Origin of the sequence: Alistipes timonensis JC136, from assembly GCF_900107675.1 — a bacterium.
GTDB lineage: Bacteria > Bacteroidota > Bacteroidia > Bacteroidales > Rikenellaceae > Alistipes > Alistipes timonensis.
Genome location: NZ_FNRI01000002.1, coordinates 1 through 23,933 on the forward strand (window position 1 = coordinate 1; position 23,933 = coordinate 23,933).

19 protein-coding genes are annotated in these 23,933 nt (G+C 60.8%); 12 read left to right on the forward strand and 7 right to left on the reverse strand.

The window, feature by feature from the left end:
• Positions 1-348: 348 nt before the first annotated feature.
• From ychF to BLU78_RS02510, 4 genes are all read left to right on the forward strand, one after another.
• The gene (ychF, locus tag BLU78_RS02495; RefSeq protein ID WP_010264410.1) at positions 349-1,449 is read left to right on the forward strand and encodes a redox-regulated ATPase YchF; all 1,101 of its coding nucleotides are present in this window, start codon (positions 349-351) and stop codon (positions 1,447-1,449) included.
• 33 nt (positions 1,450-1,482) lie between these two features.
• Positions 1,483-2,211: an SIMPL domain-containing protein gene (locus tag BLU78_RS02500; RefSeq protein WP_010264408.1), complete on the forward strand. Its 729-nt coding sequence runs from the start codon at positions 1,483-1,485 to the stop codon at positions 2,209-2,211.
• Positions 2,212-2,360: 149 nt separating this feature from the next.
• A complete protein-coding gene (gltX, locus tag BLU78_RS02505) occupies positions 2,361-3,896 on the forward strand; it encodes a glutamate--tRNA ligase (protein ID WP_010264406.1) in 1,536 nt (511 codons plus the stop codon).
• A 1-nt stretch (position 3,897) separates the two neighbouring features.
• Positions 3,898-4,953 (forward strand): aldose epimerase family protein, encoded by a 1,056-nt coding sequence (locus BLU78_RS02510; RefSeq protein ID WP_010264403.1) that lies wholly within the window; start codon positions 3,898-3,900, stop codon positions 4,951-4,953.
• Positions 4,954-4,990: 37 nt separating this feature from the next.
• Here the strand turns inward: BLU78_RS02510 and BLU78_RS02515 are convergent, their stop codons facing one another.
• The gene (locus tag BLU78_RS02515; protein ID WP_010264399.1) at positions 4,991-6,682 is read right to left on the reverse strand and encodes a SulP family inorganic anion transporter; all 1,692 of its coding nucleotides are present in this window, start codon (positions 6,680-6,682) and stop codon (positions 4,991-4,993) included.
• 218 nt (positions 6,683-6,900) lie between these two features.
• On the opposite strand from BLU78_RS02515, the gene BLU78_RS02520 reads away from it, so the two are divergent.
• Positions 6,901-9,261 carry a TonB-dependent receptor gene (locus BLU78_RS02520; protein WP_010264395.1) on the forward strand — a complete coding sequence of 787 codons (2,361 nt, stop codon included), beginning with the start codon at positions 6,901-6,903 and terminating at the stop codon, positions 9,259-9,261.
• A 3-nt stretch (positions 9,262-9,264) separates the two neighbouring features.
• Positions 9,265-9,852, forward strand: a complete 588-nt coding sequence (pnuC, locus tag BLU78_RS02525) for a nicotinamide riboside transporter PnuC (protein ID WP_010264393.1) — start codon at positions 9,265-9,267, stop codon at positions 9,850-9,852.
• Between the two features lie 38 nt (positions 9,853-9,890).
• On the opposite strand, the gene BLU78_RS02530 is transcribed toward pnuC, so the two are convergent.
• The gene (locus BLU78_RS02530) at positions 9,891-10,271 is read right to left on the reverse strand and encodes an MmcQ/YjbR family DNA-binding protein (protein ID WP_010264391.1); all 381 of its coding nucleotides are present in this window, start codon (positions 10,269-10,271) and stop codon (positions 9,891-9,893) included.
• Positions 10,272-10,356: 85 nt separating this feature from the next.
• Here BLU78_RS02530 and BLU78_RS02535 point away from each other — a divergent pair, with 85 nt between their 5' ends.
• From BLU78_RS02535 to uxuA, 4 genes are all read left to right on the forward strand, one after another.
• A complete protein-coding gene (locus BLU78_RS02535) occupies positions 10,357-10,965 on the forward strand; it encodes a hypothetical protein (RefSeq protein ID WP_010264389.1) in 609 nt (202 codons plus the stop codon).
• Between the two features lie 354 nt (positions 10,966-11,319).
• Positions 11,320-12,396, forward strand: a complete 1,077-nt coding sequence (locus BLU78_RS02540) for a LacI family DNA-binding transcriptional regulator (RefSeq protein WP_010264388.1) — start codon at positions 11,320-11,322, stop codon at positions 12,394-12,396.
• A 5-nt stretch (positions 12,397-12,401) separates the two neighbouring features.
• On the forward strand, positions 12,402-13,214 hold the full coding sequence (locus BLU78_RS02545) for an SDR family oxidoreductase (RefSeq protein ID WP_010264384.1): 813 nt from the start codon (positions 12,402-12,404) through the stop codon (positions 13,212-13,214).
• A 166-nt stretch (positions 13,215-13,380) separates the two neighbouring features.
• Entirely contained in the window at positions 13,381-14,556 is a 1,176-nt protein-coding gene (gene uxuA / locus BLU78_RS02550) for a mannonate dehydratase (protein WP_010264382.1), read from the forward strand.
• Positions 14,557-14,711: 155 nt separating this feature from the next.
• Here the strand turns inward: uxuA and BLU78_RS02555 are convergent, their stop codons facing one another.
• The 5 genes from BLU78_RS02555 to BLU78_RS02575 form a co-directional block, all read right to left on the reverse strand.
• Positions 14,712-15,674, reverse strand: a complete 963-nt coding sequence (locus BLU78_RS02555) for a diacylglycerol/lipid kinase family protein (protein WP_010264380.1) — start codon at positions 15,672-15,674, stop codon at positions 14,712-14,714.
• 7 nt (positions 15,675-15,681) lie between these two features.
• On the reverse strand, positions 15,682-17,139 hold the full coding sequence (locus BLU78_RS02560) for an aminoacyl-histidine dipeptidase (protein ID WP_010264376.1): 1,458 nt from the start codon (positions 17,137-17,139) through the stop codon (positions 15,682-15,684).
• A gap of 166 nt (positions 17,140-17,305) precedes the next feature.
• Positions 17,306-18,286 (reverse strand): PhoH family protein, encoded by a 981-nt coding sequence (locus tag BLU78_RS02565; RefSeq protein WP_010264372.1) that lies wholly within the window; start codon positions 18,284-18,286, stop codon positions 17,306-17,308.
• 3 nt (positions 18,287-18,289) lie between these two features.
• Entirely contained in the window at positions 18,290-18,886 is a 597-nt protein-coding gene (locus tag BLU78_RS02570) for a porin family protein (protein WP_010264368.1), read from the reverse strand.
• Positions 18,887-18,892: 6 nt separating this feature from the next.
• A complete protein-coding gene (locus BLU78_RS02575) occupies positions 18,893-20,044 on the reverse strand; it encodes an MFS transporter (protein WP_010264364.1) in 1,152 nt (383 codons plus the stop codon).
• A 218-nt stretch (positions 20,045-20,262) separates the two neighbouring features.
• Here BLU78_RS02575 and BLU78_RS02580 point away from each other — a divergent pair, with 218 nt between their 5' ends.
• Both BLU78_RS02580 and der read left to right on the forward strand, forming a co-directional pair.
• Positions 20,263-22,365, forward strand: coding sequence for a cation:proton antiporter (locus tag BLU78_RS02580; protein WP_010264360.1), 2,103 nt, complete (start codon positions 20,263-20,265; stop codon positions 22,363-22,365).
• A gap of 201 nt (positions 22,366-22,566) precedes the next feature.
• On the forward strand, positions 22,567-23,871 hold the full coding sequence (der, locus tag BLU78_RS02585) for a ribosome biogenesis GTPase Der (RefSeq protein ID WP_010264358.1): 1,305 nt from the start codon (positions 22,567-22,569) through the stop codon (positions 23,869-23,871).
• Positions 23,872-23,933 lie beyond the last annotated feature (62 nt).

The following is a 23,933-nucleotide window of genomic DNA, read 5'->3' on the forward strand; positions in this document are numbered from 1 at the left end:
TCGGCGTCAATGCGCAGCCATACTACGTCCTGCAGGGACGCGACGGAAAAGTGTTAGTCCCCCCGCGCGGGTACGACCTAAGCGTACCCGGATTCGTCGAGTTCCTGAGAGCCGGAACGAGAGAATACGGCAACTGAAATTTACGGAAACCGGCACTCTTACAACGCCGTTACCCTCCGGGCCCGACTGCCGGGCCCGGAGGTTTTTGCAGGCCCTATCCTGAAAATTCGCAATATCCCCGCAGGAACTTCCGCTTTTCTGGAAAGAATTTAGTAACTTTGGCCGTCAGTTCCCGGCATACACACAACGGGATATCGATTAAAAAACAAAGCGAACAATAAAAAAAGTATGGCATTACAATGCGGCATAGTCGGTTTGCCGAACGTGGGTAAATCGACCCTTTTCAACTGTCTGTCCAATGCAAAGGCGCAGGCGGCGAACTTTCCTTTCTGCACCATCGAGCCCAATGTGGGCGTCATCACGGTCCCCGACCAACGGCTGATCCGCCTGGCCGAGATCGACAACCCCAAGCGCGTGGTCCCCACGACGATCGAGATCGTCGACATCGCGGGACTGGTGAAAGGCGCGTCGAAAGGCGAAGGACTCGGCAACAAATTCCTCGGCAACATCCGCAACACCCACGCGATCATTCACGTGCTGCGCTGCTTCGACAACGGCAACATCACCCACGTCGACGGCACGATCGACCCCGTGCGCGACAAGGGCATCATCGACACGGAATTGCAGATGAAGGACCTCGAAACCGTCGAGGGACGCCTGGGCAAGATTCAGAAGCAGGCCACCTCGGGCGGCGACAAGAACGCCAAACGCGCCGTGGAATTATTATTACAATATAAGTCTGCGCTGGAGCAGGGTCTCTCGGCCCGCACGGTCGAACTGGAAAAAGAGGACCGCAAACTGGTCGCCGACCTCAACCTGCTGACCGACAAGCCGGTGCTCTACGTCTGCAACGTCGACGAAAAGAGCGCCGCAACGGGCAATGCCTACACCGAAGCCGTCCGGGCCGCCATCGCCGGGGAGAAGGCCGAAATGCTCATCATCGCCGCCGCCACGGAGGCCGACATCGCCGAACTGGAGAGTTACGACGAACGCCAGATGTTCCTCGAGGACCTCGGGCTGGAGGAGTCGGGCGTGGCGCGCCTGATAAAATCGGCCTACAAATTGCTCAATCTCGAAACGTTCTTCACCACCGGAGCCGACGAAACCCGTGCGTGGACCTACTCGCGCGGCATGAAGGCCCCGCAGACGGCCGGAATCATCCACACCGATTTCGAAAAGGGATTCATCCGCGCCGAGGTCATCAAATACGACGACTACGTGACACTGGGATCGGAGAAGGCGTGCCGCGACGCCGGCAAGCTGTCGATCGAAGGCAAAGAATACGTCGTCGAGGACGGCGACATCATGCACTTCCTGTTCAACGTCTGACATACGGCAACGAACCTTAAAAAACATACCGCCATGAAAAACTCGAAATACATTCTCCTGGGCATCGCCGCCATCGTCTGCGCCGTCGTGCTCGCACGCGCCTACACCTACAAATACCGGTCGCAGGACACCATCGTCGTAACCGGGTTGGGCGAGACGGAATTCACTTCGGACCTGATCGTCTGGTCGGGGACGCTGACCGCCGAGGCGCAGAACGTCGCCGCAGGTTACGCCGAGATCGAGCAGAGCAAGCAGAAGGTGCAGAAATACCTCGCAGACAAAGGCGTAGCCGCCGACGCGGTGGTCTTCGCGTTCGTGAACGTCGACAAGCAGTACACCCCCGTCTACAACGCCTCGGGCAACTGGGCCGGGCAGCGATTTGCGGGCTACCAGCTGCGCCAGCGCTTCACGGTCGAATCGTCCGACGTGGAGAAGGTGGAGACCATTTCGCGCGAAATATCGTCGCTGATCGCCCAGGGCGTGTCGATCGAGGCATACGCCCCGGACTACTACTACACGAAACTCGACGATGTGAAGATGGGGCTGATCGAGAAAGCCTCGGCAGATGCCCGCCTGCGGGCCGAGAAGATCGCCGTGAATGCCGGAGCGAAGATCGGCAGCGTCTCGTCGGCGCGCATGGGCGTCTTCCAGATCACCGGGGCCAACTCCAACGAGGAGTTCTCGGCCGGAGGGTCGTTCAACACCGCCAACCGCAACAAGAAGGCCCGCATCACCATGCGGATCGAATATCGGATACGATGATCGCAGTCGTCATTGCGCGGCAATCCGATCGGGACGCTGCGGCGTTACGACATCACCCTCAGATCGCCACGTCGTTCGACTCCTCGCAATGACGGAAACACGGCAAAAGACAAGACGCGAACAAACTGTTAAAAGCAAACAATATATCCATGGAAAGACCCGTTCGGGTGCGGTTCGCACCCAGTCCCACCGGGCCCCTGCACATCGGGGGCGTCCGCACGGCATTGTATAATTACCTGTTCGCCCGCCGGCACAAAGGCACGATGATCCTCCGTATCGAGGACACCGATTCGCAGCGTTTCGTGCCGGGCGCCGAGGATTACATCCTCGAATCGCTCAAATGGTGCGGTATCGAGATCGACGAGGGTGTCGGCGTCGGAGGTCCCCATGCCCCCTACCGCCAAAGCGAACGCCGCGAAATATACCTCAAATACGCCCTGCAGCTCGTGGAGGCCGGGTGGGCCTACTACGCTTTCGACACGGCCGAGGAGCTCGACGCCCTGCGCAAAGAGGCCGAGGAGCGCGGCGAGGCTTTCGCCTACAATTATGCCGTGCGCGAAAAACTGGCCACGTCGCTGGCACTGCCCGCCGAAGAGGTCAAAGCCCGCATCGACCGCGGCGACCAGTGGGTGATCCGCTTCAAAATGCCTGAAAACGAGGTGGTCGGGATGGACGACCTGATTCGCGGCCACGTGGAGGTCAACACCTCGACGCTGGACGACAAGGTGCTCTACAAGTCGGCCGACGCACTGCCCACCTACCACCTGGCGAACATCGTCGACGACCGTCTGATGGAGGTGTCGCACGTCATCCGCGGTGAGGAGTGGCTCCCGTCGCTGCCCCTGCACTATCTGCTGTACAAAGCCTTCGGATGGACGGATGCGCAACCGCAGTTCGCCCACCTGCCCCTGCTGCTGAAGCCCACGGGCGGCGGCAAGCTCTCGAAGCGCGACGGCGACAAGATGGGATTTCCGGTATTTCCGCTTTTCTGGAAATCGCCCGCAACGGGTGAGACCGCCCGCGGATACCGTGAGGACGGCTATTTCCCCGAGGCGTTCATCAACATGCTGGCACTGCTGGGATGGAACCCCGGCACGGAGCAGGAGATCTTCTCGATGCAGGAGTTGATCGACAGCTTCTCGCTCGAGCGCGTTTCGAAATCGGGAGCCCGCTTCCAGCCCGACAAGGCCAAGTGGTTCAACGCCCAGTACATGCACCGCAAGACCGACGCCGAACTGGCGGCCCTCTACCAGCCGATCCTGCGCGAACACGGCATCGAGGTATCGGACGAACTGGCCGGCCGGGCCGCAGGCATCATGAAGGAGCGCGCGACGTTCACGACCGACCTGTGGGACCTCACGTCGTTCTTCTTCGTAGCTCCCGCGGAGTATGAGGAGAAGCAGGCCAAAAAATACTGGAAGGGCCAGAATCCCGCCATCCTGCGCGAGCTGCGCGGCGTATTGGAGGGGATCGACGACTTCTCGCTGGAAAACACCGAACGTATCGTCCACGCCTGGATCGAAGAGAAAGGCTACGGCATGGGACAGGTGATGAACACGCTGCGTCTGGCGCTCGTGGGAGCCGGAAAAGGACCAGGCATGTACGACGTAACGTCGTTCATCGGCAAAACCGAGTGCCTGAAGCGCATCGACAACCTGCTGAACAACCTAAAACCCGCTGAATAAAATGGTAGAAATCGAACAGAACGTCTGGGGCATGACCCCGGAAGGCGAGGCGATCATCCTCTACACGCTGCACAACGACTCGGGGGCCGAGGTCCGGCTTTCGAACTACGGCGCCGCGATCGTCTCGGTGACGATGCCCGACCGCGAGGGCCGCATGGCCGACGTGGTGCTGGGTTACAAGCATCCCGAAGGTTATTTCTTCGACGGAGCCGCCTCGGGCAAGAGCGTGGGCCGCTGCGCCAACCGCATTGCTTTCGGGCAGATGACCGTCGAAGGCACGGAATACCGCCTGGAGGTCAACAACGGTCCCAATCACCTCCACGGAGGCACGAAGGGATTCGCCAACCGCATTTGGGAGAGCCGCGTGGAGACCAACCGCGTGGTGATGTCGCTCGTCTCGGAAGACGGCGACCAGGGCTATCCCGGAGAGCTGTGCGTCGAGGCCGTCTTCGACTTCGACGACGACAACGCGCTGGAGATCACCTATCTGGCCAAAACCGACAAGACGACGGTCGTGAACCTCACCAACCACGTCTATTTCAACCTCGCGGGCGACGGCAGCGGGTCGGTCCTCGACCACGAACTGCGGCTCAACAGCTCAAAGGTGCTGGAGATGAACGACAAGCAGATTCCCACGGGCAAGCTGCTCGACGCAGCCGGCACGCCGCAGGATTTTCGGGAGTTCCGGACGTTCCGCCCCGGCATCGGCTCGGAGTTCAACCACATCCGTGATTTCAAAGGTTACGACCACCCCTTCGTGATCGACAACTGGAAACCCAATATTCTGGGCGAAGTCGGCGAGCTGCGCGAGGCCACATCGGGCCGCTCGGTGAAGGTGCTTTCGTCGCAGCCCAGCGTGATGATCTACACCGGCAACTGGCTCGCGGGCGGATGTCCCGAGACCAAGACCGGAGGCCGGTATGCCGACTACGACGGCGTGGCGATCGAGTGCCAGAACTACCCCGACGCCGTGAACCACCCCGAATTCCCCTCACCGCTGCTCCGGCCCGGAGAACTCTACTGTCAGAAAATCGTGTTCCGCTTCGGAACGTTCTGAAAAAAGCGGCGACCCCGATGGGGCCGCCGCTTCGCTTTTATTTTTCCGGTTCCGCGACGAGCTCCGCGGCCCGTGCCAGTGCGGCATGGATGTCGGGGCAGACATTCTCCCCGCCCAGCAGGGCGTAGAGGCCCGAGCGTTCGAGCGCCGCGCGGACATCGTCGTTGACGCCCGAGAGCACTACCGTAATCTTGCTCCGGTGGGACATCTCGCAGAGCGTCGTGAGGTTGTGAATGCCCGTGGAGTCGATGAACGGCACCTTGCGCATGCGGATGATCCGCACCCGGGGACGGTCGCCGATCTGAGCCATCAGCTCCTCGAAGCGCGTGGCGATGCCGAAGAAATAGGGTCCGTTGATCTCGTAAACCTCCACCCCCTTGGGCACCGCGAGGGGTTCCTCATGCAGGGTCACGTCGAGTCCGGCCGAAGGGTCGATCTCATCGCGGATCACCGAGATTTCGGTGGTCTCCATCACCCGCTTCATAAAGAGCACGCAGGCGATCAGCAGGCCCACCTCGATAGCGATCGTCAGGTCGAAGACCACCGTCAGGAAAAAGGTCAGCAGCAGCACCGCGACATCCGACCGGGGGTTGCGCAGCAGGGCCCGGAAGGTCCGCCAGCCGCTCATGTTGTAGGCCACGACGGCCAGCACGCCCGCCAGACAGGCCATCGGGATATACTGCGCCAGGGGCATGAACAGCATGAGAATCAACAGCAGCACCACGGCATGAATGATGCCCGCGACGGGCGTGCGGCCGCCGTTGTTGATGTTGGTCATCGTGCGCGCGATGGCTCCCGTGGCCGGGATGCCGCCGAAGAGCGGCGTCAGCAGGTTGGCGGCGCCCTGCGCGATGAGTTCGGTGTTGGAGTCGTGGCGGTCGTCGATCACTCCGTCGGCCACCGTCGCCGACAACAGCGATTCGATGGCGCCCAGGATGGCGATGGTGACAGCCACGGGGAAGAGGTTGCGAATCGCCTCCCAGTCGATCGACGGGAGGGATGCGGCGGGCAGTTCGGCACGGATGGTGAAGCGGTCGCCGATGGTGTCGATGCCCTCGATCCCGGCATAGGTGCGCAGGAGCCATACCGCGACGGTCATCACCACGATCGCCACGAGCGACCCGGGGATGCGTCGCATGACGCGCGGCGTGAGCGCGATCAGCAGGATGCTCGCGGCCCCCACCGCCACTTCCCAGCCGTTCACCGAGCCGAAATGGCGGAAATAGAGCATCCACTTCCCGGCGAAATCACCCGGGACGGCCTCGCCTCCGAAATCGAGCCCCAAAAGGTCGGCGACCTGCGTGGTGAAGATCGTCACGGCGATACCGCTCGTGAAGCCCACGATGATCGGATAGGGGATGAATTTGATGACCGTGCCCAGCCGGCAGAGTCCCATGACCAGCAGCAGCACGCCGCCCATGAGTGTGGCGACGAGCAGCCCGGCCTCGCCGTATTGCTGGACGATGCCGTAGACGATGACGATGAAGGCGCCCGTAGGGCCTCCGATCTGTACGCGGCTGCCGCCCAGCAGCGAAACGACGAATCCGGCGATGACGGCGGTGATGATGCCCTTTTCGGGCGAGACGCCCGAGGCGATGCCGAAGGCGATGGCCAGCGGCAGGGCGACGATGCCGACAATGACGCCGGCCATCAGGTCGCGCAGGAAATCCGCGCGGGAGTAACCCTTCAGCGTGTCGAAGAGTTTGGGTCTGAATGACATGACTTTCATCTGTAACAGGCAAATTTTCAATGAAGCCGCAAAATTAAGCAAAATATTCCGTTTTTCCCGGAAAAATAGTACCTTTGCCTCCGATATTTCAAAGGGGTGCCTTACTGTCAGGCTGAGATTATACCCATTGAACCGGAGACGGGTAATGCCGAGACCGGGACGAAGCGTAATCAACAACTCATACCCCTTTTCAGTCTATTAACTTTAAAAGTTTAACGATGAAAAGGATTTTTCTGTTTCTTGCGGCTGCCGCACTCTGCCCGGCCGCACAACTCCGGGCCGCAGGGTCCTCCGACCGGAACGAACGCGGAAATGCCGCGCCGAGCGCCGACATGGCTCCGCAGCCCCGAAAACCGGCCTCCGACGCCGGCGACTCGGTGCGGATGTACCGTTTGCAGGAGGTCGAGGTGACCGCCACGCGCGCCACGCGGAACACGCCCGTCGCCTATTCCGACATCCGGCGCGAGGCCATAGCCCGCAACAGCTACGGATTCGACATTCCCTCGCTGATCGCCTTCACCCCCTCGGTCGTGGCGACGAACGAGACCGGCATCGGCATCGGCGGAACGGCCATCCGCCTGCGCGGCACCGACGCCACGCGCATCAACGTCACGATCAACGGCGTGGCAATGAACAACCCCGATTCGCACTCGATGTACTGGTACGACACGCCCGACCTGATTTCGTCGGTGGGGACCGTGCAGGTGCAGCGCGGCGCGGGCATCTCGACCAACGGCACGGGAGCCTTCGGCGGCGCGATCACGATGTCGACCGACGCCCTGCAAACCGAATTCGGGGGCGACGCGTCGCTCTCCTACGGCTCGTACAACACCAACAAGCAGGCCGTACACCTCTCGTCGGGCCTGATGGGAGGCCACTGGACCCTCGACGCGCGCCTTTCGCACATCGCTTCGGACGGCTACATCGACCGCGGAGCCACCGACCTCAGCTCCTACATGTTCCAGGCCGGCTACTACAACGGCAACACGATGCTCAAATTCCTTTCGTTCGGCGGCAAGGCCAAGACCGGCCTCACCTACACCGGAGTAACGAAGGAGGAGATGCGTCTCAACGGCCGGCGGTTCCAGACCGAGGGCATGTACTACACCTCGAACGGTCCCCACTCCTATTATTATATGAAGGACGACAAGGTGGAGCGCGCCACGGTAGGCTATTACGACGACCAGACGGACAACTACCTGCAAATCAACAACCAACTGGTGCTCTCCCACCGTTTCAACGAGAAGTGGACGCTCAGCGCCACGGGATTCTATACCTACGGCTACGGCTTCTACAAGCAGTACAAGGACGGGCGCACGCTGTCCGAATACCTCAACATCCCGACTGACGTCGCCGCCGGAAAAGAGGCCGACCTCATCCGCGAAAAGATCATGCGCAACCACTTAGGAGGACTGAACGCCTCGGCGGCCTACTCGGTGCGCAACCTCGACCTCGCGTTCGGCGGTTCGTACAGCTACTACTCCTGCCCCCACTGGGGCACGCTCGACTGGGTGGACGGACTGGAAAGCAGTCAGATCGGCGGCCGCTGGTACGACAACGACGTGGACAAGCACGACGCCAACGTCTTCGCCCGCGCATCGTGGACTGTCGCCCGGGGACTGCGTCTTTTCGGTGACCTGCAATACCGTTATGTCAGCTATCAGGCATGGGGCGTCAACGACAACTTCGTTTCGGAGGAGGTCGGCATGCAGCCCATCGACGTGGACAAGACCTATCACTTCTTCAATCCCCGTGCGGGCATCAGTTACACGCTCGCCGAGCGCAACAACTTCTACCTCTCGTTCGCCGTGGCCCAGAAGGAACCCACGCGCAGCGACTTCACCGACCGCTACATGTTCGCCGAGGCCAACACCTACCCCTCGTCGGAGAAGCTCTACGACTGGGAGCTGGGCTACCAGTACACGGCTCCGCGCCTTTCGCTGGGCGTGAACTTCTACTACATGAAGTACAAGGACCAGCTGGTGCCGACGGGCCGCATCAACGACGGCTACGACTCGCTGAACGACAACGTGGCGGACAGCTACCGCCGGGGCGTGGAGCTGTCGGCGGCGTGGCGCGCGACGGGATGGTTCACCGTGGGAGCCAACGCCACCTTCTCGCAGAACCGCATCGAAAACTATGTGCACCGGGTGGTCGATTACGACACTTCGGGCGACGTGGCCGGGTATTACGGCTACCACACCGTCGAGATGGGGACCACGCGCCTCTCCTACTCGCCCAAGACCATCGCCGCGCTGCTGCTCGACTTCCACCACAAAGGGTTCGAAGCCGTGTTGCACACGCAGTATGTCAGCAAGCAGTATTTCACCAACTACGAGAATCCCGACATGATGCTCGACGCCTACTGCGTGACCAACCTCAACCTCGCCTATACGTTCCGCACCCGTGCGGCCCGCAGCGTGCGGCTGGGACTGCTGGTCAACAACCTCTTCAACACCGAGTACGAAAGCAACGGATACGGCTATTCGGAGTATACCGGAGGAAAGCAGATCGACAACGCGTTCTACTTCCCCCAGGCCCCGCTCAACGTACTGGCGAACGTAACGGTGAAATTTTAGACGATGGATTGGAAACTCATCCTGCAGATCGCAGGGGTCCTGCTGGGACTCACCTACCTCTGGCTCGAATACCGCGCCGATATCCGGTTGTGGATCGTGGGGCTCGTGATGCCCGTGGTGCACGGCGCGCTCTATTTCAAAGCGGGGCTTTATGCCGACTGCTCGATGCAGGTTTACTACGTGCTGGCGGGGCTGTACGGCTGGGCGGTGTGGCGCCGGGCCCGGCGGCGTACGGCTCCGGAAGCCGCGAAAAAGGCCCCTGCGACCATTGTCCACACGCCCCTCGGACAGATTCCGGGGCTCGTTGCAGTCTATGTCGCCGCCCATGCGGCCATCTACCTGCTGCTCGTGCGCTTCACCAACAGCACCGTGCCTTTCTGGGACGCCGGAACCACGGCCGCGAGCATCGTGGCGATGTGGATGCTCTCGCGCAAACAGGTCGAACAATGGCTGGTGTGGCTGGCCGTGGACGTGGTGACCGTGGGATTGTATTTCTATAAGGGAATTCCACTCACCGCAGGATTGTACGCCCTCTACTCGGCACTGGCCATCGCGGGCTATATCCGCTGGCGGAAACAAGCTACCTCTTAATAACAAAACACCCGGAGCACATTCCGGGTGTTTTGTTATTAAGGCAGGCCATTGACCTCTATGTAGCGCAGTATCTCCTCGCGGCGGGCGCGGGGCGTGACGCTCTTCCGCAGGACCAGCAGATAGGAGTTGCGGATCTGTTCGCGGATAAAGGCGTCGGGCAGGTCACCCGCGGTACCGATGCCGTTCCAATGCACTTTGTTGAAATGGAACGCCGGATTCACCTCCGCATACTGCTCGCGCAGCGCGACGGCCTCGTCGGGATCGCACTTCACGGCAATCCACTCGAAAGTCTCCATATCGGCGCAGGCATACATCTTGCCGCCGATCTTGTAGACCAGCGTGGTCTCGTCGAAAGGGGTCGTCTCCTCGGTCAGGGGCAGCGACAGACAGTAGTCGCGGAAACTCAGCACATCCATAACAAGCTATTTTGTGCGAATATAGCGATTTTTTTGGCACACGGATTGCGTTCCCTCAGAAGTAAAACCAAAATCAAGGTAAAAAATGAAAAAAATTCTCCTCTGTGTCCCCCTGCTGGCGCTGTTCGCCGCAGGCCTGATCGGCTGCTCGCAGCAACGCCAATGGAATCACGAACAGCGCAAAGCCATGCGCGAAGCGCTGCGCAGCTACCGTCAGATGGTTTACCTCGACGACCTGACCGACGCCGAATTCGTATTGTTCACCGACGACGTGGCCGGTCAGCTCGAAAACAGCTATCCGGTCTATGTGGAATTTGTCGAGATGCAGGGCGTGGACGACACGGTCGACATGGTCGTCGTATCGACCATCGTCGACGAACTCGACGCCGACGCCCACAACATGCGCCACATCTATCCGTACAGTGCGCTCGTCGCGCAAGGTGTGCTTCCGGCGGGTCTGGACCACTCCCAGCAGCAGGCGTTCTACAAATGCTTCGCCGGAAAGGTCAACGCGGCCTACGCCACGACGGAGCAGTTCTTCAACGCCATTCTGGCCGACACGACCGATCTGTCGCAGATCCGCCAAATGGAGAGCCAGTGCGCCAACGATCTTTTCAGCTGGGTGGTGACCGAAGTGGATATCACCGAAACCATCCCCGCCGCCCCGGCAGCAGCGCCCGCCCAAAAGAAATAACCCGCGTAAGACGCGGGTTTTAGAGGCGGCGGTTGTTTCAGGACGCTCACCATCCGGTTCTGCGCTTCCGATCCGCATAACGCCATAACATGAGGTACCCTCCCATGTTATGGCGTTATGATGTTATATCCATACCACAGTCGAAGCGGAAATCAGGCTCCGATCTGCAAGATGCAACAGCAGCCCCTAAAACGCGCGCCTTACGCGGGCGGGAGCGCAGAACCGGATGGCGAGCGCCGGAACAAACCGTCGCGTCTAAATCCCGACTTTTAGTCGGGTGTGTGCGCACACACTTGCGATTTCAGAAAATTATGCGTAGATTTGCGGTAGCAATTTCAAACCCGCTGCCGAATCATGGCTGACAACGAAAATACAACGGTGCGCATCATCGACATCGCCCGCATGGCGGGGGTGTCGGTGGCTACCGTCGACCGCGTGATCCACAACCGCGGCAAGGTCTCGGAGGAGAACCTTGCACGCATCAACGAAGTGCTCCGCGAAGTGAACTACCGCCCCAACCTGATCGCCCGTTCGCTGGCCTCGGGCCGCCGGTACAGGCTGGCCGTGGTGATGCCGCGCTTCGCGCCGGGCGAATACTGGGCCGATTTCGACGCCGGGATCACCCGCGCCGAGGCCGAAGCCCGGCGTTACAACGTTTCGATCCGCAAGTTCGTCTTCAACCAGTACGACCGCTCGTCGTTCGAGAAACTGCTTGTGCGGCTGCACGACGAGGCGTTCGACGGCGCGGTGATCGCCACGCTCTTCGCCGAGATGGTCGCCCCCTTCGTGCGCGAGCTCGACGAACGGGGCGTCCCCTATGTCTTTGTCGATTCGAATATCCCGGAATGCAACCAGCTGGCCTATTTCGGCACTTCGTCGTTCGATGCCGGAGCGGTCGCCGCGCGGTTGCTTTTCGACCGCCTCGACCCCGACGCCGATATCGTCGTGGGCCGGATCATCCACCACGGCGACGGGGGTTCGAACCAGTGCCGCAGCCGCGAGGAGGGATTCCGCAGTTACCTTCGGGAGAAAGGATTCCGGGGAAAGCTCCACTACGCCGCACTGCGGCTCGACGACGAAGACTACAACCGCGGGGTGCTCGACGAACTGTTCCTCACGCACCGCACGATCGCCGGTGCCGTGACCTTCAATTCGACGTGTTACATCCTGGCGGGCTACCTCGCGGCGCGCCGCCGCACGGATGTCCGGCTGGTAGGCTACGACGTCATCCGCCGCAACGGGCAGATGCTCGACGCGGGCGTGGTGACGGCCCTGATCGCCCAACGCCCCGAAGCGCAGGGCTACCGCGGGGTGATGGCGCTGTGCGAATGGCTGGTCGAGGGACGCCGTCCCGATGCGCCGGTCAACCACATGCCGATCGACATTCTGCTGAAAGAGAACATTCAATACTATAAAAACAACCTTATTTGAAAACCATGAAAAATTTGTTTGACATCCGCGACCGCGTCGTCGTCGTGACGGGCGGAGCCGGCATCCTGGGCCGCTCGATCTGCGAATACCTCGCCGAACAGGGGGCGAAAGTCGTCGTCCTCGACCGCGACGAGCAGGCGGGCGAAGGTCTCGCAGCCTCGATCCGCGAAAATGGCGGCGAGGCGCTGTTCCTCACCACCGACGTGCTGAACCGCGAAGTGCTCGTCTCGAACCGCGAGGCGATCCTCGCAAAATACGGACAGATCGACATCCTGCTGAACGCCGCCGGCGGCAACATGGGCGGTGCGACGATCGGTCCCGACAAGACGTTCCTCGACCTGGAGATCGACGCTTTCAAAAAAGTCGTGGACCTCAACCTTTTCGGCACGGTGCTTCCGACGACGGTCTTCGGCGAAGCCATGACGGCCCGCAAGAAGGGTGTGATCGTCAACTTCTGCTCCGAATCGGCCCTGCGTCCGCTGACCCGCGTGGTGGGCTACGGCGCCGCGAAAGCCGCCATCGGCAACTACACGAAATACATGGCGGCGGAACTGGCCATGAAATTCAGCCCCGAGATGCGCGTCAACGCCATCGTCCCGGGATTCCTGCTGACGAACCAGAACCGCACGCTGCTCACCAATCCCGACGGTTCGTACACCGACCGTGCGCGGACGATCATCGCCCACACCCCCGCCGGCCGTTTCGCCGAGCCCGAGGAACTGCTGGGTACGATCCACTACCTCATCAGCGACGCTTCGTCGTTCGTGACCGGCGCCCTGGCCGTCGTCGACGGCGGTTTCGACGCATTTTCTATATAGTTAAAAGGAATCAGCCGAAATTCTCGGACCGTATCTGTCCACCGCAGGCAAAGTCCCCGCCGAGGCGGGGATTTAGGGGTGGGTCAGATTTGCAAACGCAGCCGCAGGCTGCGAATACGGCAATCGGTTGCGGGAAGACGGCCTAAATTAAAAAACACATTCTGTCATGTATCTATGTAAGCAATCCTGGCGGTGGTACGGTCCGAACGACCCCGTATCGCTGGCAGATATTCGTCAGGCAGGGGCCACGGACATCGTGACCGCCCTCCACCACATCCCCAACGGCGAGGTATGGACCGTCGAAGAGATTCAAAAACGCCAGCAGACGGTCGCCGACGCGGGCCTTACGTGGTCGGTCGTCGAGAGCGTCCCCGTCCACGAGCATATCAAAACCCGCACGGGCGATTTCCAGCGCTATATCGACAACTACAAGCAGTCGATACGCAACCTCGCGGCCTGCGGCATCCGGGTCATTACCTATAACTTCATGCCCGTACTGGACTGGACGCGCACGAATCTCGCCTACGAGCTTCCCGACGGATCGCGCGCCCTGCGGTTCGAGCGTGCGGCGTTCCTGGCCTTCGACCTCCACATCCTCAAACGCCCCGGCGCCGAGCAGGAGTACACCGAGGCCGAGCGCGCCATCGCCAAAGCCCGCTTCGAAAAGATGGACGCTGCGGAGATCGAACTCATCACCCGCAACATGATCGCGGGCCTGCCCGGCTCGGAGGAGAGCTTCACGCTGGAGCAGTTCCAGCAGGAGTTGGACCGTTATAAGGGCGTCGATGCGGAGACCCTGCGCGGCAACCTGATCGCATTCCTGCGGGAGGTGGCTCCCGTTGCCGACGAGGTTGGCGCCGTGCTGGCCATCCACCCCGACGATCCCCCCTACCCGATCCTCGGCCTGCCGCGCATCCTCTCCACGGAGTCCGATTTCGAAAAACTGGTCGCAGCGGTTCCCAACATATCGAACGGCTTGTGCCTCTGCACGGGATCGTTCGGCGTGTCGGCGAAGAACGACCTGCCGGGGATGATGCTCCGCCAGGGCGACCGGGTGAATTTCGTACACCTGCGCTCGACGCAGCGCGACGCCGAGGGCAATTTCTACGAGGCCAATCACCTCGAGGGCGACGTGCCGATGTACGACGTGATGAAAGCCCTGCTGGAGATTCAGCAGCGGCGCGGGATTTCGATTCCGATGCGTCCCGACCACGGTCATCAGATGATCGACGACCTGAAAAAGAAGACCAACCCGGGTTACTCGTGTCTGGGCCGCCTGCGCGGTCTGGCCGAGCTGCGCGGTCTGGAACTGGGCATCGCCAAATCGCTCTACGCCAAATAATCCGCCCGCCTAAGAGGCGGGTATCAGGACGCGAAAGGCAGCTTCATTTTGCTCTCCATCCTCATCTGCGCCCGCCATCAAAGTAACATAAGTAACGCAGTAACAACAGGCATTATCCCTGTGTTACTGCGTTATTGCATATTCTTCGTATATGTCTAACAGGAGGCTTTCTCGAAGAACTCGCGTCCCACAACGATCCGCACGGCCTGATGGAGCACCGAAAACTCCAAAGGCGTATGCCCCAGCGGCTCACCGTCGATCTCAACCGAAACCTCGGGCGAGGACTCGATGCGGATGCGGCTGCCGCGCTCCTGCAGGATGTGGCGAATGCGGTAGATGCCTCCGTTAAAGAGGTAGTGGAAGCGGAACAGCAGGTGCCAGAAATGCACCGGGCGCACCAGCGACAGGTCCAGCATACCGTCGTCGGCAACTGCCTCGGGCAACTGCTGAAGACCTCCGCCGTTGAACTTGCAGATACCCACGGCCGCCGACAGCAGCAGGTTGTTGTAGACCAGCCGGTCGTCGACCCAGACTTTGACGCCTGTGGACTTATAGCGGAAGAAATTCTTCACCAGACACCACGTATAGCGCCAGCGGCTCTTGTGGCCCTTCTTTTTCAGGTGCGAGAGCTTGCGCACGACGTGGGCGTCGAACCCCGCCCCGGCGACGTTGGCCATGTAGCGGCTCTGACGGTAGTGGGCCTCCTCGTAGGAGACCACCCCGACATCCTGCAGGAATGAATAGCCTTCGCTGATGGCTTTCACGGCATCCTGATAGCGGTTCGAGATGCCGAACGTGCGGACCCAGTCGTTGCCCGTACCCACGGCCACCACGGCCAGCAGCACGTCGCTGGGACACACCTCCTGCTGGATGAACAGCCCGTTCACCACCTCGTGCAGCGTGCCGTCGCCGCCCACGACGATAATGCGGCGGTAGCCCTCGCGCACGGCCCACACGGTGAGTTCCGTGGCGTGGAACTTGTGCTCCGTGAAGACCGGTTCGCAAAGGATGTGCGCATCGCGCAGGTGCTTCGAGATCTGCGGAAAATGGTCGAGCCCGCGGCCGCCTCCGGCCACGGGATTGACGATGACGAACCAAGTTTCGGAATTGGCTGCCACGCTGCGTCTACTTTTCGGGAATGTTGCGCAGCGTGTCCACCAAGAAGTCGTAGAACTTGCCGACCGAAGCGATCTCCACCTTTTCGTCGGGCGAGTGGGGATAGCAGATCGTCGGACCGAACGAGATCATGTCCATCTTGGGGTATTTGCTGCCGATGATGCCGCACTCCAGTCCGGCGTGAATGGCCGTCACGGCGGGTTTCCGGCCGTAAAGCGCCTCGTAGGATGCCGTCATGGCCTTCAGGATCGGCGACTCCATATTGGGATTCCAGCCGTCGTAGGAGCCGGTAAGCTCGGTTTTGGCCCCGGCCAGCGCGAAGACGGCGGCGATAGCTCCGCCCAGCGCCTCCTTCTCCGTACCCACCGAACTGCGCAGCAGGCATTGGAGTTTCACGGTCTTGCCGTCCGACACCACGCGCGCGAGGTTCGTGGAGGTCTGCACCAGCCCGGGCATCGCCATCGACATCTTCTGCACCCCGTCGGGGCACGCTGCCACAGCTTTAATCAGGTTGGCCGCGACCTCCTTCGGAAGCATTTCCGCCGGTTTGTCGCACTCCCTGACTTTGATCGACACCGCATCCTCGATGCCGGCATATTCGGCCTTTATGACCTTCTCGTAAGCTTTCACAGCCTTGGCGAACTCGTCGTACTCTTTGGTTTTGACCAGCACCACAGCCTCGGCCTCGCGCGGAATGGCGTTCCTGAGGCCTCCGCCGTCCACCGACGCCAGCAGCGCGTCGCACGGCGCGGCGTTCAGGAAGCGGAACAGCACCTTGTTGGCGTTGGCGCGCTGGCAGACGATCTGGATGCCCGAATGCCCGCCTTTGAGTCCTTTGACGGAGATTTTCGCAGCCGTGTAGTTGCGGGCGGGCGTCGGCTCGGCCTTATATTTAAAGGTAATGTTGGCGTCGAGACCTCCGGCGCAGCCCACATAAAGCTCGCCCTCCTCCTCGGAATCGAGGTTCAGCAGGATGTCGCCTTTGAGAAGCCCCTTTTTCAGTCCGAAAGCGCCGTCCATGCCGGTCTCCTCGGTGGCCGTGAAGAGCGCCTCCAGCGGGCCGTGAACGAGCGACTTGTCCTCCAGCACCGCGAGGATCGCCGCCGCGCCGATGCCGTTGTCGGCCCCCAGCGTCGTGCCGTCGGCCGTCACCCAGTCGCCGTCGACATAGGCGTCGATGGGGTCCTTCGTGAAGTCGAACCGCTTGTCGTTGTTCTTCTGCGGCACCATGTCGAGGTGCGCCTGCAGGATCACGCCTTTGCGGTTCTCCATGCCCTTCGAGGCGGGTTTCGAGACATAGACGTTGTGCGCCGCGTCCTCCTTGCATTCGAGGCCCTGCGCGCGGGCGAAATCGAGGATGTATTTGCGGATCTTCTCCTCGTGGTGCGAGGGACGCGGAATGCGGACGATCTCCGCGAAATGTTTCCAGACGAGCGCCGGTTTCAGCGCAGCCAAATTCTTGTCCATAACGTAATTTTTAATTTTTATCGTTCAATTTTTCACAAATCTGCCTTAAATCCTTATCACGTCTCCATCCGGTTCTGCGCCTTCCCCGTCATTGCGAGGCATCGCAGATGCCGTGGCAATCTGAGCGAAAGTGTGACCTTACAACGCTTCCATCGGATTCCCACGCTCACTCACGTTCGCTCGGAATGACATGCCCCTCACCCGTCATCCTGTCGAACGCCTCGACGATGTGTTTCACCAGCGGGTGCCGCACGATGTCGCGCTTGTCGAACTCCACGATGCCGATGTCGGCGATGCCGCGCAAAATCTCCATCGTGCGGACCAGCCCGCTGTCGCTCCGGCGGGGCAGGTCGATCTGCGTCACGTCGCCCGTGACGATGAACCGCGCGTTGCGGCCCATGCGCGTGAGGAACATTTTGATCTGCGACAGCGTGGTGTTCTGCGCCTCGTCGAGGATGACGAAGGCATTGTCCAGCGTGCGGCCGCGCATGTAGGCCAGCGGTGCGATCTGCACGGTCCCGTCCTCCAGGAATTTCTGGAGCTTCACGGGCGGGATCATGTCGTTCAGCGCGTCGTACAAGGGCTGCAGGTAGGGATCGAGCTTCTCCTTCATGTCGCCGGGCAGGAAGCCCAGCTTCTCGCCCGCCTCGACGGCCGGGCGCGTGAGGATGATGCGCCGCACCTGCTTCTCTTTCAGGGCGCGGACGGCCAGCGCAATGGCCGTATAGGTCTTGCCCGAGCCGGCGGGACCCACGGCGAACAACAGGTCGTTCTTGTCGTAGAGTTTGACAAGCCGCTGCTGGTTGACGGTCCGGGCGCGGACGATGTTGCCGTTGTTGCCGTAGACGATCACATCCTTGTCCACCGGGGCGTCGTCCTGCGTGATGCCGCCCGAGAAACACTGGTCGATGACCTGCGACGAGACATGTCCGTATTTGAGGTAATAGGCCACCAGCGAGTCCATGCGTTTGGCGAACCGCTGGGTCTCGGCATCGGAGCCAAGGACCTTCAGCGACGAGCCGCGGGCCACGACCTTCAACGCGGGATGCAGCGATTTGATCTGTTCGAGGTAGACGTTCTGCGCCCCGTAGAGTTCGCGGGGATCGACGCCTTCGATGAGAATTTCCTTTCCGACAGTTTCCGTCATAAATCAGAATAGATAGCCGAAGCTGAGCGCAACATTATAGGTACGAAGTTTATCGAGCTGGCTCCCGTCGGGCAGCACCACCTCATGCTTCGAGCGGAACTGGCCGTTGTAACGCAGGTCGATCAGCAGGTGGCGCATCAGCACCACCCCGGCCCCGACCGTGTAGGAGAGCGTCGGACGGACGCGCCCGAAGTCCAGCAAATCGCCGCCCGACTTCTGCTTGCAGTCGTTCATCACCGTGAAGACCGGACCGGCGTAGATGCGCACGGGCTTCAGCAGCCGGAACGACGCCAGCACGGGAACGTCGATCGAATTGGATTTGAGGTTGATCTCGTTGCCTCCGTGGGGACGGATGCGGAGCCCCTGGCGGACATAGAGTATCTGCGGCTCGACGGCAAAAGCCCCTAAGTTGACGGCCGTGACGATACCGGCCTGCCAGCCCAGTTTGTTTTTGACATCGGTCTTGTCCATGTTGGTCGTGTAGTCGGGAATGTTGATACCCCCGATGACGCCCCATTCCACCCGGGCGCGGGGTTTCTGAGCAGCGGCGCTCAGCACGGCGGCCGCAAACAAAACGCTCAGCAGAATCTTTCGGGTCATAATTAATTAATTTTTCATTTTCAATTTGACGGAGGCCCAGAGCATGTAGCCGACGCACGCTGCGACGAACAGCATCCCCAGGTGCGGGTTGCCCGAAGCGCGGATGATCGCCCCGCAGACGGGTCCCGAGACGGCTCCGGCGGCGATGGCCATAATCATCAGCCCGGCAACCTCGTTGGCCTTTCCGGGCACGGCCTTGGTGGCCACGGCGTAGAACGTTGCGAAAACGCACGCCATACCGAAGCCCAGCAGACCGACGGCGGCATAGATCGCCGCCTCGTTGCGCACGAACAGCAGCGCCACGCACAGCGCCAGCGCTCCGGCCATGTTCCAGCTCAGGTATTTCACGTCGGAGATACGCACCAGCGCCCACGCGCCGATGAGCGTACCGACGATGCGGCAGGCGTAGAATCCCGTGGTGGTGAGGATCGACGAAGGATTGTCGATCAGCCGCACCGAGAGGAAGCCGATGCCCACGTCGGCGGCGATGAACGAGGCGACGCCCAGCGTCGAGAGCAGCACGGCGCGGTTTTTCAGCAATCGGAAGCAGTCGGCCAACGACGCGGCGCGACCCGTCTGCGCGGGTTCCGGCACCGCGGTCAGTTGCAGCCAGACGCCGCCCAGGACGGTCAGTCCGGCGTAGATGGGCAGCAGAAGCCGCCACGAACCCGTCAGCGCGACCAGCCCGGTGACGATCGGGGCCAGCAGCAGGAGCGAGGTGTTGCGGAATATCTGCCCGACGGTCAGGTAACTGGTCATCCGCTCGCCGGGAACGATGGTCGCCAACAGCGGGTTGACGGCCACCTGAATCGCCGTGTTGCCGATGCCCAGCAGTCCGAAGCCCGCGAAATACCACCCCAGGGCGCAGTCGGCGCCCGCGGCGAAAGGCACCATCAGCCCCACGACCGTAAAGCCGTAGCCGACCAACGCCGTGGCCTTACGCCCCCAGCGGTTCATCAGCGCGGCGACGGGGGTCGAAAGCACCAGGAACCAGAGGAAAACCATCGTCGGCAGGAAGCTCACGGCAGCCTGCCGTTCAGCCGGGAATTCGGCGGCGATACGGCCCGTGATGGGCGCCACCATGTCGCAGAATCCCATGATGAAGAAGCCCGCAAGCACGGGCCCGAGCAACTTCTTATCGACTTTGTCTACGCTCATCCGAGACGGAATTTCGGGTTTCAAATTTTTCAAAGTTACGTTTTTTTCCTGAAAAAACGCGTTCGGGATGCCGTTTATTTCCCAATCGCGCATCTTTGCCGCCGGCAATGAACAAAAAACGTGCAAGATACGCCACATCCCAACAAAGCGTCCCGACCGTTTGGTAATAACCGCGGATTTTCGTACATTTGGTGTCATAACGACACTTTATCTTGCCTATGCCGCTGCTCGCACATATAAATCTGACGCTGCCGCTCGAGGACCCGATCCTGAAGTTCATGCTGATCCTGGTCATCATCCTCGCGGCTCCGCTGCTGCTGAACAAACTCAAAATCCCCTATTTGCTGGGGCTCATCATCGCGGGTGCGGTGATCGGCCCCCACGGCCTGAACCTCGTGCTGCGCGACAGCAGCATCATCCTCTCGGGTACGGCCGGCCTGCTCTACATCATGTTCCTCTCGGGATTGGACATGGATATGTCCGACTTCCGGAAAAACAGCTGGCGAAGCCTCATCTTCGGGCTCTACACCTTCTGCGTCCCATTGGCCCTGGGCATCCTGGCCGGGTACTACGTCATGGGATTTTCGCTCTACTCCTCGATCCTGCTGGCCGGTCTCTTCGCTTCGCAAACGCTCATCGCCTACCCCATCGTCAGCAAACTCGGCATCGCCCGCGACAAGGCCGTGACCATCGCCGTCGGCGGCACGGTCATCACCGACACGCTGGCCCTGCTGCTGCTCACCGTGATCGTCGGCATGGCCACGGGCAACGTCGACGAAATGTTCTGGTGGCGGCTCGGCGGCTCGGTCCTCCTCTGCATCGTCATCATCGTCTTCCTCTTTCCGCTGGTCGCTCACTGGTTCTTCAAACAGTGCAGCGACAACGTCTCGCAGTACATCTTCGTACTGGTGATGGTCTTTCTGGGCGCCTTTCTCGCCCAGCTGGCGGGATTGGAGCCGATCATCGGCGCATTCCTCTCGGGACTGGCCCTCAACCGCCTGATCCCCCGCACCTCGCCGCTGATGAACCGCATCGAATTCGTCGGCAACGCCATCTTCATCCCCTTCTTCCTGATCGGCGTGGGCATGCTCATCGACTACCGCGCCTTCTTCCGCGACTGGGAGAGCATCGAGGTGGCGGCCATCATGATCGTACTCATCACCGCGGCGAAATTCATCGCGGCATGGCTCACCCAAAAGACCTTCCGCCTCTCGCGCGACCAGCGGACGGTGATTTTCGGACTGAGCTCGGCCCATGTGGCCGCGACGCTGGCCGCCGTGATGGTCGGCTACAACGTCATCCTGGGCCACACGCCCGACGGCGAACCGATCCGCCTGCTGAACGAAAGCGTGCTCAACGGCACGATCCTGATGATCCTGGCCACGTGCACCGTCTCGACCTTCGCCACGCAGCGCGGCGCCCACAACATCGCCATCCGCAACACGCAGGACCCCGAAGAGAAAAGCCCCAGACAGGAGGACCACATCCTGATCCCCGTGGCCGACGAGCGCACGGCCGACGAACTGGTCGGCCTGAGCGCGATGCTCAAACGCGCCAAGGAGCCCAACGGGCTCTACGCCCTGCACGCCATCGACAACCAGATCGAGGACCCCAACGTCGAAAAACGGGCCCAGAAGATCCTCGACGTGGCGGCCACGGCCGCCGCCGCGGGCGACATCTATCTGCAGGAGTTGCTTCGTTACGACGTGAACATCTCCAACGCCATCGTCAGCGTGGTCCGCGAACGCAACATCACCGACATCGTGATGGGCATGCACCACGGAGCGCCCGCCGTCCCGGGTATTCCCGCGATTCCGGGCATCCACGGCGGCACGGGTCCGGGCATCGGCAAGATGGCCGCCGACGTGCTGGCGCGCAGCAACGTCACGACCTTCATCTACCACCCCGTACAACCCCTGACAACCATCAAACGACACCTGATCGTGGTGCCCGAGAAGGCCGAACAGGAGGCGGGATTCCAGATGTGGCTGCGCCGCATCCGCCATCTGGCCGAAAATTCGGGCATCAAAATCGTGGTCTTCGCCCCGGCGACGACGATGGCATACCTGCGCCCGAAAAGCCGCAAACGCACGGCGAACCTCGATTTCGTGCCGTTCGAACTGTGGGACGACCTGCCGTCGCTCGAGCACGACCTGCGCGACGACGACTGCCTGTGGTTCGTGATGAGCCGCCGCGAAAGGGTCTCCTACCACCCCGCCATGAGCCGCATCCCGGCCATGCTCGAGCAGCTTTTCGCCGCTTACAGCTCCGTACTGCTCTACCCCGTGCAGGCCGGCGATACCGAAAGCCGGTATATCTGACGGAAATAAATTTGGCATTCCCCCCGGTTTGCGCTATCTTTGGTGCCGTAACGGCACTTTTAGAAAGAGTAAGGGCGTTTTGCCCTATCCGTTTTTCGTATCTTTGGCTTCGCCTTAGATACTCCGCCTCGGAAAAAAAGCAAGCTCGCTTGCTTTTTCTCTCGGCTTATTCGTATCTTTGCAGTAAAATAAAAAAGAAATATGAGCCTTGTAGCAATCGTTGGCCGTCCGAACGTCGGCAAAAGCACCCTCTTCAACCGCCTCGTGGGCGAGCGGAAGGCGATCGTCGATGCGACGGCCGGAACCACCCGCGACCGCCACTACGGCAAAACGGACTGGAACGGCAAAGAATTCTCCGTGATCGACACGGGCGGGTACACCGTCAATTCGGAAGATATCTTCGAGGATGAAATCCGCCGCCAGGTGTTGCTGGCCATCGACGAGGCCGACGTCATCCTGTTCCTCGTGGAGGTCAGAACCGGCATCACCGACCTCGATATGCTGATGGCCGACATCCTGCGCCGCACCTCGAAAAAGGTGATTCTGGTCTGCAACAAGGTCGACAACAACGACCAGGTATACTCCTCGCACGAGTTTTACGCCCTCGGACTGGGCGATCCTTTCTGCATCAGCTCGATGTCGGGCTCCGGCACGGGCGACCTGATGGATGCCATCCTGGCCGCATTGCCCGCCGAAGCCGCCGCCGAGGTGGACGACGACCTGCCCCACATTACCATCGTGGGCCGTCCCAATGTCGGGAAATCGTCGCTCACCAACGCCCTGCTGGGCGAAGAGCGCAATATCGTAACCTCGATCGCCGGAACCACGCGCGACTCGATCCACACGCGCTACAACAAGTTCGGGATGGATTTCTACCTCGTCGACACGGCCGGCATGCGCAAGAAGGGCAAGACGATGGAGGACCTCGAATTCTACTCGGTGATGCGTTCGATCCGGGCCATCGAAAATTCGGACGTCTGCATCCTGATGATCGACGCCCAGCAGGGACTCGAATCGCAGGATTTGAACATCCACAACCTGATCGTCCGCAACCGCAAAGGGTGCGTGATCGTGGTCAACAAGTGGGACCTGGTCGAGAAAGACAGCAATACGATGAAGGAGTGGACGGAGTTCCTGAAAAAGAAACTCGCACCGTTCAACGACATTCCGATCATCTTCACCTCGGTCCTGAACAAACAGCGCATCTTCGACGTGCTGCAAACCTCGATCCGCGTCTACCAGTCGCGCAAGCGGCGCATCCCGACCTCGGAGCTCAACGACTACATGCTGCCGCTGATCGAGAACTACCCGCCCCCTGCAACCAAGGGCAAGTATATCAAAATCAAATACGTCACCCAGTTGCCGACGCCGACGCCGCAGTTTGCGTTCTTCGTCAACCTGCCCCAGTACATCAAAGAACCCTACCGCCGTTTCCTCGAGAACAACATGCGCGACAAATGGGATTTTTCGGGAGTGCCGATGCAGATATACTTCCGACAGAAATAAGGCGGCTTCCCCGCACGGGCAACCGTCGAGAACCTCTCCCTGCCTGGGAGAGGTTTTTTTCA

Coding starts and splice junctions, on each gene's coding strand:
- ychF (WP_010264410.1), top strand. CDS start 349: ATGGCATTACAATGCGGCATAGTCGGTTTGCCGAACGTGGGTAAATCG.
- BLU78_RS02500 (WP_010264408.1), top strand. CDS start 1,483: ATGAAAAACTCGAAATACATTCTCCTGGGCATCGCCGCCATCGTCTGC.
- gltX (WP_010264406.1), top strand. CDS start 2,361: ATGGAAAGACCCGTTCGGGTGCGGTTCGCACCCAGTCCCACCGGGCCC.
- BLU78_RS02510 (WP_010264403.1), top strand. CDS start 3,898: ATGGTAGAAATCGAACAGAACGTCTGGGGCATGACCCCGGAAGGCGAG.
- BLU78_RS02515 (WP_010264399.1), bottom strand. CDS start 6,682: ATGAAAGTCATGTCATTCAGACCCAAACTCTTCGACACGCTGAAGGGT.
- BLU78_RS02520 (WP_010264395.1), top strand. CDS start 6,901: ATGAAAAGGATTTTTCTGTTTCTTGCGGCTGCCGCACTCTGCCCGGCC.
- pnuC (WP_010264393.1), top strand. CDS start 9,265: ATGGATTGGAAACTCATCCTGCAGATCGCAGGGGTCCTGCTGGGACTC.
- BLU78_RS02530 (WP_010264391.1), bottom strand. CDS start 10,271: ATGGATGTGCTGAGTTTCCGCGACTACTGTCTGTCGCTGCCCCTGACC.
- BLU78_RS02535 (WP_010264389.1), top strand. CDS start 10,357: ATGAAAAAAATTCTCCTCTGTGTCCCCCTGCTGGCGCTGTTCGCCGCA.
- BLU78_RS02540 (WP_010264388.1), top strand. CDS start 11,320: ATGGCTGACAACGAAAATACAACGGTGCGCATCATCGACATCGCCCGC.
- BLU78_RS02545 (WP_010264384.1), top strand. CDS start 12,402: ATGAAAAATTTGTTTGACATCCGCGACCGCGTCGTCGTCGTGACGGGC.
- uxuA (WP_010264382.1), top strand. CDS start 13,381: ATGTATCTATGTAAGCAATCCTGGCGGTGGTACGGTCCGAACGACCCC.
- BLU78_RS02560 (WP_010264376.1), bottom strand. CDS start 17,139: ATGGACAAGAATTTGGCTGCGCTGAAACCGGCGCTCGTCTGGAAACAT.
- BLU78_RS02565 (WP_010264372.1), bottom strand. CDS start 18,286: ATGACGGAAACTGTCGGAAAGGAAATTCTCATCGAAGGCGTCGATCCC.
- BLU78_RS02570 (WP_010264368.1), bottom strand. CDS start 18,886: ATGACCCGAAAGATTCTGCTGAGCGTTTTGTTTGCGGCCGCCGTGCTG.
- BLU78_RS02575 (WP_010264364.1), bottom strand. CDS start 20,044: ATGAGCGTAGACAAAGTCGATAAGAAGTTGCTCGGGCCCGTGCTTGCG.
- BLU78_RS02580 (WP_010264360.1), top strand. CDS start 20,263: ATGCCGCTGCTCGCACATATAAATCTGACGCTGCCGCTCGAGGACCCG.
- der (WP_010264358.1), top strand. CDS start 22,567: ATGAGCCTTGTAGCAATCGTTGGCCGTCCGAACGTCGGCAAAAGCACC.